Annotated in this window: 9 protein-coding genes and 2 pseudogenes; 8 read left to right on the top strand and 3 right to left on the bottom strand. The window is 61.5% G+C overall.

Annotated features, from left to right (window positions below; genetic code table 11):
* Positions 1–92: 92 nt before the first annotated feature.
* The 4 genes and pseudogenes from ASD12_RS34250 to ASD12_RS20960 form a co-directional block, all read left to right on the top strand.
* Positions 93–206 (top strand): annotated as a pseudogene (locus ASD12_RS34250) (IS110 family transposase); the annotation flags it as partial.
* A pseudogene (locus tag ASD12_RS33340) lies at positions 206–322 on the top strand (transposase); the annotation flags it as partial. The pseudogenes ASD12_RS34250 and ASD12_RS33340, both read left to right, overlap by 1 nt.
* Before the next feature lie 276 nt (positions 323–598).
* Positions 599–1,042, top strand: a complete 444-nt coding sequence (locus ASD12_RS20965) for an antitoxin Xre/MbcA/ParS toxin-binding domain-containing protein (protein ID WP_056590461.1) — start codon at positions 599–601, stop codon at positions 1,040–1,042.
* Positions 1,042–1,503 (top strand): RES family NAD+ phosphorylase, encoded by a 462-nt coding sequence (locus ASD12_RS20960; protein ID WP_056590458.1) that lies wholly within the window; start codon positions 1,042–1,044, stop codon positions 1,501–1,503. Before ASD12_RS20965 ends, ASD12_RS20960 begins: the two co-directional genes overlap by 1 nt.
* A gap of 290 nt (positions 1,504–1,793) precedes the next feature.
* Here the strand turns inward: ASD12_RS20960 and pmtA are convergent, their stop codons facing one another.
* The 3 genes from pmtA to panB form a co-directional block, all read right to left on the bottom strand.
* Positions 1,794–2,390 carry a phospholipid N-methyltransferase PmtA gene (gene pmtA / locus ASD12_RS20955; RefSeq protein WP_056590455.1) on the bottom strand — a complete coding sequence of 199 codons (597 nt, stop codon included), beginning with the start codon at positions 2,388–2,390 and terminating at the stop codon, positions 1,794–1,796.
* A gap of 75 nt (positions 2,391–2,465) precedes the next feature.
* On the bottom strand, positions 2,466–3,356 hold the full coding sequence (panC, locus tag ASD12_RS20950) for a pantoate--beta-alanine ligase (protein WP_056590452.1): 891 nt from the start codon (positions 3,354–3,356) through the stop codon (positions 2,466–2,468).
* Positions 3,353–4,198, bottom strand: coding sequence for a 3-methyl-2-oxobutanoate hydroxymethyltransferase (gene panB / locus ASD12_RS20945; protein WP_056590449.1), 846 nt, complete (start codon positions 4,196–4,198; stop codon positions 3,353–3,355). Before panB ends, panC begins: the two co-directional genes overlap by 4 nt.
* A 204-nt stretch (positions 4,199–4,402) precedes the next feature.
* On the opposite strand from panB, the gene ASD12_RS20940 reads away from it, so the two are divergent.
* From ASD12_RS20940 to nadC, 4 genes are all read left to right on the top strand, one after another.
* Positions 4,403–5,371: a hypothetical protein gene (locus tag ASD12_RS20940; protein WP_056590446.1), complete on the top strand. Its 969-nt coding sequence runs from the start codon at positions 4,403–4,405 to the stop codon at positions 5,369–5,371.
* A 63-nt stretch (positions 5,372–5,434) separates the two neighbouring features.
* Positions 5,435–6,409 (top strand): quinolinate synthase NadA, encoded by a 975-nt coding sequence (gene nadA, locus ASD12_RS20935; protein ID WP_056590443.1) that lies wholly within the window; start codon positions 5,435–5,437, stop codon positions 6,407–6,409.
* Positions 6,406–7,947, top strand: coding sequence for an L-aspartate oxidase (locus tag ASD12_RS20930; RefSeq protein ID WP_056590440.1), 1,542 nt, complete (start codon positions 6,406–6,408; stop codon positions 7,945–7,947). Before nadA ends, ASD12_RS20930 begins: the two co-directional genes overlap by 4 nt.
* Positions 7,947–8,801 (top strand): carboxylating nicotinate-nucleotide diphosphorylase, encoded by an 855-nt coding sequence (nadC, locus tag ASD12_RS20925; RefSeq protein WP_056590437.1) that lies wholly within the window; start codon positions 7,947–7,949, stop codon positions 8,799–8,801. Before ASD12_RS20930 ends, nadC begins: the two co-directional genes overlap by 1 nt.
* Positions 8,802–8,821 lie beyond the last annotated feature (20 nt).

Genomic DNA, 8,821 nt, shown 5'->3' with positions numbered 1-8,821 from the left:
GCCACATCGGCCACCTCGTCGAAACCATCGAGGCAGCCGAATGCAAGAACTACTTCCAAAACGCAGGCTATGCTTCCGTCAAAACGTGAAAGGCTCTAGTCCGCGCCCTGTTGGCGTACAAGCGTGGCGAGCCGCGGGTGTGTGCGATGGTCAAGGCGCCGACGGCCGAGGAAGAGGACCGCCGCCGCATTGGCCGTGAGCGCAAAACGCCTTCATCGAGTCCTTTAACGGCAAGTTCCGCGGCGAATGCCTCAACGCCCACTGGTTCCTGACACTTGACGACGCCCGCTTGAAAATGGAGGAATGGCGTAAGGACTACAATACGGAGCCAGCACGGGAAACTAGCCGAAGTAGCCGCTACGGAAATCCCAGTCGATTGCCTTATGAAGGCAGCGGTGTCGGCGTCTGCCACGAAACAATCTACCGCTTTGCCTATTCGACCGATGGCCTTATGGCGGCTGTCTGGCCATGGCACCAGCGGAGCGGGCCATGGTTGTCTGGATTATCGGCTAATCGGATTGTCCTGTGATGCGGAGCGGCGGCATTGCAATTTCGGCAAGATGCCCTAAATTGTGGGGCAGGTTGCCGGAGTGAGAACATGGCCACGTCTACCGCAATGATTGAAGAAGTCGCCCGCAAGTTGGGCGGCGCCACCGTGCTGGGGGCGGATGTTCACTCGCAGGCCGATCTTGCGATGGTCGTGCGGCGCCGGCTTCCACTCGCCACGCTCAAGGGGCTCTCGCTCGCCGGCATGAGTGAGCAGGAGATCGAGCGTTTTGTCATTCCGCAGCGGACGCGCAGACACCGCGCCGAGAAGAACCAGCCGCTGACGATCGACGAGTCCGACCGGGCCGTGCGGCTCGTCCGCATCCAGTCGCTAGCGGAAGAAACGTTTGGCAATGCCGGCAAGGCTAACCGCTGGCTCCGTAAGGAACTGGCTGAGTTGGGCCGTGAGACGCCGCTGACTGTGGCCCAGACCGAGGCCGGCGCGCGCGTCATCGAAACGATCCTCGGCAAGATCGCTTGGGGTGCAGCCGCCTGATGCGGCTTTGGCGACTTTCGAGCCTGCAGTTCGCGGAGGCTTTCGATGGCGGCTACGGCCTGCGCTTCGATGGCAGGTGGAACACGGTAGGCCGCCCTGTGACTTATGCCGCGACGTCGCCATCACTCTGCGTTCTCGAAAAGCTCGTACATGTTGAGGACCCGGAGCTGCTGCCGGCGCTCGCGATGGTGACTTATGAGGTATCCGATGAGATGCCCATTGAACGCCGCACTCTCGCGGATCTTCCCGAGGACTGGCGTCGGCGGGAGGCGGAAACGCAGCGGATCGGAGATGAATGGCTCGCGAGCAATCAGGCGGCGATTCTGTTCATTCCCTCCGCGATCGTTCCGATTGCGGACAGTCCCGACCAGAATGTGATCATCAATCACCGGCATTCAACGGCTGCTACGATCCACATCGAACGGATCGAGACCTTCGATCTGGATGTTCGGTTGCTATAGGATGCATCAAATAGAATAGTTATTTCAATGGCTTAAAAAGTTCCATAAGATAGATTACGCGACTTTCAGCAGTCAAATTGAATATTCATCGATATTTTAAAGTATTCATTTCTCCTTGGCAAGTCTTATCGAAGGTCGTCGAGAGGCAATAGATTAGTTCTTTAGCAGTAATGCTTGCTCTAAGTCTCGGTTCGACAGATAGATGTTAACTGCGAATTTTGCCGCGACCACCGTCCGTGCTTCAGTACGATTTTGCGAACTGCCCGCCATCTTGCGCGCGTGGTGCGCCGTCAGACTGCTCGTCGATAAGTCCACAGCTGTGCGGGTGGGATATTGCGCACGATGAAATCATAGTGAGACACGACGTAGCGGTCGGGCATTTTGATCACTGGGGACAAAGGTCCGTAGGTAATCTGAATCACAGGCCTCCCGCGAGGAATGCGGGCCAGCAAATCCTCAAGCAGGCCAACACGCTGTTCCATCGGAAAGCTCAACAGCGGCACGGCACTTATGACACAGTCGAATTGCTCCCCGCTTCGCTCGGCAAGCACTTCTCCCAGCGCGAACGCATCGCCCAATCGAAAATCCACGCCTGGAAAGGCGCGCGTCAGGCGCTGATAGAAATCCTTGGAATATTCAACCGAAACCAGCTGATGCGGCTTGATGCCTCTTTCCAGGATTGCCTTGGTGATGACGCCAGTTCCCGCGCCAAGTTCAAGCACCGGCATTCCCGAGGCCGGGTTAATGACGCTTGCCATACGACGCGCGGCATGAACGGACGTTGGCATCAGCGCGCCCACTCGCTTCTTGTCCTTCTGCCAGCCCTTGAAGAATTGCACTTCTTCTTCAAACTTCCTGCCGAGGCGCTCCTTCAATCGAAATACCATATCCACTCCCTGCCACAGCTATTTGTCTGGGTCATTTTGACCACGCACGTTTGTCCAAGTCTTGCGGCTGCTCAATCATGCGGCATTGGCTGCGGCGAGCAGTTCGCCTTTGTTCTGCCCGGGCAGAACGCCGACGTTATCGATAAGCCGCGTACCGCCGAGCCAGGCAGCGGCAATCAGGCGTGCAGGCCGCTCTGCGGCCGTGAGCGGTGACAGGTCGTCGTCAGCCCTCAGTTCGAGATACTCGACTTCGTCGTAACCGGCGGCGAGGATCGCTTGCCTGGCCTCGGCAAGTACAAGCTCTACTGGCGCCCTCGCCGACAGCCGCGCGGCCGAGGCGGACAGGACTTCGGGGAGCTTAGGCGCTGCCAGGCGCTGTTCGGCCGAGAGCCTGACATTGCGCGACGACATCGCCAGGCCGTCGGCTTCACGCACCGTCGGACAGGCGATGATCTCGATCGGGATGTCGAGATCGCGCACGAGCCGGCGAACGACGTGCAGTTGCTGGAAATCCTTCTCGCCGAAGAAGGCGAGATCAGCGCGCGTCTGGAGGAAGAGCTTAGTGACGACGGTTGCCACCCCGTCGAAATGGCCCGGACGGGACGCGCCGCACAGGCCCTTGCTCACCCCACTCACCGATACCGTGGTGGCGAACCCTTCCGGATACACGTCCGCCGCATTCGGCGCGTAGAGCAGATGAGCGCCGAGCGGCGCGAGCTTCACGGCATCGTCATGTTCAGTGCGCGGATAGGCCGCGAGATCGGCCGCGCTGTTGAACTGTTTCGGGTTGACGAACAGCGTAACGATAACCCGGTCAGCCTCAGCGAGTGCGGCACGCACCAGGCTCAGATGGCCTTCATGCAAGGCACCCATGGTCGGCACGACACCGATCTTGAGGCCATTCTGACGCCATGCCGTGACAGCCGTGCGCAACTCGGCGACTGTTCGTGCGATCGGAACGCTCATGTTGATTCTCCACCATTGACCGTCCTTGGCGCATCGCCGAATAGATGCTCGTCTGCTGGAAAGCGGCGGTCGCGCACCTCCTGCGCATAGGCAGCAATCGCCGCCTCCGCGATCCCGCCGAGTTCGGCATAGCGCTTGACGAATTTGGGCCGGAAGTCGCTAAAGATGCCCAACATGTCGTCAACGACGAGAATTTGCCCGTCACAGGCCGCCGACGCACCGATGCCGATCGTCGGGATCGCTAGCTCTCCGGTGATCCGGCGGGCGAGCGCCTCGGGGACCTTCTCCAGCACCACGGCGAAGGCACCGGCCTCGGCCACCGCGAGGGCATCGCCCCTGATGCGATCGCCATCCTCGCCCCTGCCCTGCACGCGATAGCCGCCGAAAGTATTGACCGCCTGCGGCATCAAGCCGACATGGCCCATGATCGGAACGCCGCGCCCAGTAAGAAAGCGGATCGTCTCGGCCATTGCCTCGCCGCCTTCAAGCTTGACCGCCGCGCAGCCAGTTTCGGCCATGACGCGTGCGGCACTGCGGAAAGCCTGCTCGGGGCTTTCCTCGTAGGAGCCGAACGGCATGTCTACGACCATCAGCGCCCGCTCCAGGCCACGGCGCACCGCCATACCGTGCATGATCATCATGTCAAGCGTAACCCCCAATGTGGTCGGCAGGCCGTGGAGAACCATGCCGACGCTGTCGCCGACCAGCACCACATCGCAATGGGAATCCACTAGCCGGGCAACTGGGGTCGTGTAGGCGGTAAGATAGACGAGCGGCGTTCCATCCTTTCGCGAACGAATATCGGACGGCGTGAACGCCTTGGTGTTAGCAACCGCACTCAACGAGGACTCCTTCCCCAACGTTACCAACCGTGGATGTCGCGTTTGGCACATTTTTGTGCAGGTGCGAAGAGTTAAAATCGCGATGCGCGCAGTGTTGACGCGCTGACAGTTATCATCGAAAACCGATTAAATCGGTTCAGCTGCTAAAGATTAAATCGGTTCAGCTGCTAAAGAAGCAGAGTTCTGCGAACCAGTTCAGGGATCATGGTCCACCAGGCGAAGAAGGGAAACAGGAAAGGTGCAGTTGGAGGCAGGGCGAACGACGTCGTCAAGGCGGACCTGATCGCCGTCGTCGTTGCCGTGAACAACAGCCACCCTTGTGTACTCACCATAACGCAGGCAAACGCACTGCCGTCGGGCCCGTTCGAGCTGGCTCACCGTTCGCTTCAGTCTGGCCTCAGGGGATGGGTCGAGCAACAGACCGGGCAGCCGCTCGGCTACATCGAACAGCTCTACACCTTCGCCGATCGCGACCGGATCGGCGCCGAGGAGCGTGTAATCTCAATCAGCTACCTCGCGCTCACGCGAGACGAAGAGGCACGCGCCTCGGCCAGGCGCTGCTGGGCAAGCTGGTACGACTATTTTCCATGGGAGGATCATCGCTCCGGCACCCCCACGGTAGTGGCGAAATATCTGCGGCCGCGCCTGAGGGAATGGGCGGATGGCGCTGACGACCCTGCTACGCGGTTCGATCGCCGGCGCCGCGCCGCGGTCGCTTTCGGCTTTGACGACCGATCATGGAATGAAGAGCACGTACTCCAGCGCTATGAGCTGCTCTTCGAGGCCGCCCTGGTGGAGGAAGCGATACGTAACGGATATTCAGCCGCGCCCACGCCATTGACGGGCAGGTCGATGATCGCCGATCACCGCCGCATCATGGCAACGGCCATGACGCGGCTGCGCTCCAAGATCAAATACCGGCCAGTCGTGTTCGAACTGATGCCGCCGCTCTTCACGCTCTTGCAGCTTCAGCGAACCGTGGAGGCGCTTTCCGGCAGGATCATCAACAAGCCGAACTTCCGCCGGCTCATCGAGCAACAGGAGCTGGTTGAGAAGACCGGGGAGACGACCTCCGAAACCGGCGGCCGGCCGGCGCAGCTCTACCGCTTCCGCCACGATGTTGTCGACGAGAGGTCTGTAGCCGGGACAAAATTGCCGCTCACGCGGGCTTGACATCCTTATAGTCATAACGATTATAAAGCCATTATAATCATATCGACTATAACTGGAGGCTCGATGAGCGCCATCCTGCCTTCGGCCGCTTCCCTGTACGACCGCGTTCGGCGCGTTATTCCCGCGATCGAATGGTCGACCTTCCTAGACGACATCGATGCCATTCTGGCGCTGAAGCGGGAGCGCAATGCCGTCATCCTGGCACATAACTACCAGACGCCGGAGATCTTCCATTGCGTCGCCGACATCGTCGGGGACAGCCTGGCACTTGCCCGCAAGGCGAGGTCGACTGAAGCGGACGTCATTGTGCTCGCCGGCGTGTATTTCATGGCCGAAACAGCGAAGCTGCTCAACCCCGAGAAGACGGTCCTCATCCCGGACCTGAACGCAGGCTGTTCGCTGGCGGAGTCCATTACCGCCGAGGACGTGCGCCTGATGCGTCAGCGCATCCCGAACGTGCCGATCGTCACCTATGTCAACACATCTGCTGCCGTGAAGGCCGAGTCCGATATCTGCTGCACCTCTGGTAATGCGCGTGCGGTGGTGGAATCGCTTGGCGTGCCGCGCGTCATCATGCTGCCGGACGAATACCTGGCCAAGAATGTCGCCGCCGAGACGAATGTCGAGATCCTGGCTTGGAAAGGTCATTGTGAGGTGCATGAGCGCTTCGCTGCCTCCGACATTCGCGAATTGCGTCAAGCACATCCCGGCATCGTAGTGCTTGCTCACCCCGAATGCCCGCCGGAAGTGGTTGCCGCGGCCGACTTTTCCGGGTCGACCGCTGCCATGTCCGACTATGTCGAGAGGCAAAAGCCGCCACGCGTCGTGTTGATGACGGAATGCTCGATGAGCGACAATGTCGCGCTTCAGCATCCCGAGATCGAGTTCATCCGCCCCTGCAATTTGTGCCCGCACATGAAGCGCATAACGCTCGCCAACATTCGAGCTGCGCTCGAGCAGAACCGCCATATCGTGACCATCGAGCCCGCTATCGCCGGGCGCGCGCGGCTTGCGGTCGAACGGATGCTCGCACTTTGAGCGCCGATGTCCGCAGCTTCTTCGGGCGGCCAATTATCATCGGCGGCGGCATCGCCGGGCTGATGACCGCGCTTCATCTGGCGCCTGAGCCAGTGCTTGTTCTGACCAGGACGCTGCTGGGAGCTGACACGTCGAGCACCTGGGCACAGGGCGGTCTGGCCGCGAGCCTCGGTCATGACGATGATGCGGCGCAGCACCTGGCTGACACGCTTGCCGCCGGCGACGGGCTCTGCGACAGACGCATGGCAAAACGCATCCTCCGGGCCGCGCCCAGTGCGATCGAAGGCCTCGCGAGCCTCGGGGTCCCATTCGACCGTATGTCGACAGGGTCGCTGCGCCTCGGATTGGAGGCCGCACACAGCCGGCGTCGCATCGTTCATGCGCATGGCGATGGCAGCGGGCGTGAGATCATGCGTGTCCTGATCGCGGCCGTGCGTTCCACTCCGTCGATCGTTGTCGTGGAGGGCGTAGAAGCGCGCCGGCTGGCGGTGAGGGACAATGCGATCCGGGGTGTCTGGGCGAGCTGTTCGCTGGGATCCGTCTTCTTCGCCTCACGGCGCGTCGTTCTCGCCACTGGTGGGATCGGCGGGCTATTTCTCGATACGACCAATCCACCTGGGAGTTGCGGACAGGGCCTGGCGCTTGCGGCCCGCGCGGGAGCCGTCCTTTCCGACCTCGAGTTCATCCAGTTCCACCCGACTGCGCTTGACGGGTCGGAGCGCCCGATGACGCTGATCAGCGAGGCTGTCCGCGGCGAAGGTGCCGCCCTCATCGACGAAACCGGCCGCCCCTTTCTCGAGGGCGTGCAAGGGGCAGAACTTGCCGCCCGCGATGTCCTGGCGCGCGCCGTGTGGAACCACCTTGCGAACGGCCACCGTGTCTTTCTCGACGCGCGGCAACGGCCTGGCCCGGAATTCGCGCGCCAGTTCCCGACGATCACGTCCGCCTGCCGTGGAGCCGGCATCAATCCGGCGCGCGACCTTATTCCCATCCGCCCCGCTCAACACTACCACATGGGTGGAGTGGCCGTTGACGGGTCCGGTCGCAGCTCCGTCAAGGGGCTCTGGGCCTGCGGCGAAGTCGCCTCGACCGGACTGCACGGCGCCAACAGGCTCGCCAGCAATTCCCTGACCGAGGCGGTCGTGTGCGCGCGCTGGGTTGCTGAAAGCGTGGCCGGAACCCCTGCGCGCAGAACAAGGCCTGCGTTTGGGGGCGATTACCCATCGCCCGATCCAATACTCGCGCGTCCCTACGTGTCGCGCGCACTCGGCATCGTCCGAGATGGTGAAGCTTTGGAAGCCGCTATACGGGCCTTGCTGCCGATCGCCGAAAGCAGGCACTCGGCAGCGGATCCTGCGGCTGTCGGGCTGATGATCGCGATTGCCGCCTTGCAGCGCCGGGAAAGCCGAGGCGCCCACTATCGGACGGATTTTCCCCATTATGCACCCGAGGCCAGACGGTCTGAAATCACACTCGAAGCGGCTTTAGGCCTAGCGCGGGAACTGGCAAACTCCCCAGCGCTGGAAGGAGCCACGTGATGATCCTCAGGCCGCTTCCCGCCGTCATGCTCGAGCCGCTTGTAAGGGTAGCCCTCCTCGAAGACCTCGGCAGGGCCGGAGATATGACTACTGACGCCATCGTGGCCAAATCCCACCATGCGACGACCGTGCTTGCGGCGCGCCAGTGCGGGATTGTCGCGGGGCTTGATCTGGTGACGCTCGCTTTCAGGCTGATCGACCAAAATATCAAGATAGATGTGAACCGGGCGGACGGAAGCAAGGTTGCGCAAGGGGAGGTCATCGCATCGGTAAGTGGCCCGACCCGGGCCATTCTCACCGCTGAACGTACGGCGCTGAATTTCTTATGCCATCTGAGTGGGATTGCCACCGCAACCGCGTCGATTGTTGCAGCCGTTCGCGAACACCCTGTGAAGATCACCTGCACCCGCAAGACGACACCCGGCTTGCGGGCTGTCGAAAAATACGCCGTGCGTGCTGGCGGTGGCGCCAATCACCGCTTCGGCCTCGACGACGCCATCTTGATCAAGGACAACCACATCGCCATCGCCGGCGGCATTGGCTGCGCAATCGAGCGGGCGAAAGCGAGTGTCGGCCATCTCGTCAAGATCGAAGTCGAAGTCGATACACTGGCCCAGTTGGAAGAGGCCCTGGCGCTCGCCCCCGACGCTGTCCTGCTCGACAACATGTCGGTTGACGAATTGCGCCAGGCGGTGTCGATGGTCGCCGGTCGAGCCATCACCGAGGCATCGGGCGGGATCACCGCCGCGTCAGCGCCAGCCATCGCCGCCACCGGTGTCGATCTTATCTCCATCGGCTGGCTGACCCATAGCGCGCCGATCCTCGATATCGGCCTTGACTATCGAGCGCACTGACGAGCCATGAGCAAACACAT

Origin of the sequence: Mesorhizobium sp. Root102 (assembly GCF_001425625.1) — a bacterium.
Taxonomy (GTDB): domain Bacteria; phylum Pseudomonadota; class Alphaproteobacteria; order Rhizobiales; family Rhizobiaceae; genus Mesorhizobium.
The sequence above is the reverse complement of the archived record's forward strand: the minus strand, read 5'-3'. Positions and strand labels throughout refer to the sequence as shown.

What these genes read in the sequence shown, in the direction of transcription:
- ASD12_RS20965 (WP_056590461.1), top strand. Translation starts at nt 599, where the DNA reads ATGGCCACGTCTACCGCAATGATTGAAGAAGTCGCCCGCAAGTTGGGC.
- ASD12_RS20960 (WP_056590458.1), top strand. Translation starts at nt 1,042, where the DNA reads ATGCGGCTTTGGCGACTTTCGAGCCTGCAGTTCGCGGAGGCTTTCGAT.
- pmtA (WP_056590455.1), bottom strand. Translation starts at nt 2,390, where the DNA reads ATGGTATTTCGATTGAAGGAGCGCCTCGGCAGGAAGTTTGAAGAAGAA.
- panC (WP_056590452.1), bottom strand. Translation starts at nt 3,356, where the DNA reads ATGAGCGTTCCGATCGCACGAACAGTCGCCGAGTTGCGCACGGCTGTC.
- ASD12_RS20940 (WP_056590446.1), top strand. Translation starts at nt 4,403, where the DNA reads ATGGTCCACCAGGCGAAGAAGGGAAACAGGAAAGGTGCAGTTGGAGGC.
- nadA (WP_056590443.1), top strand. Translation starts at nt 5,435, where the DNA reads ATGAGCGCCATCCTGCCTTCGGCCGCTTCCCTGTACGACCGCGTTCGG.
- nadC (WP_056590437.1), top strand. Translation starts at nt 7,947, where the DNA reads ATGATCCTCAGGCCGCTTCCCGCCGTCATGCTCGAGCCGCTTGTAAGG.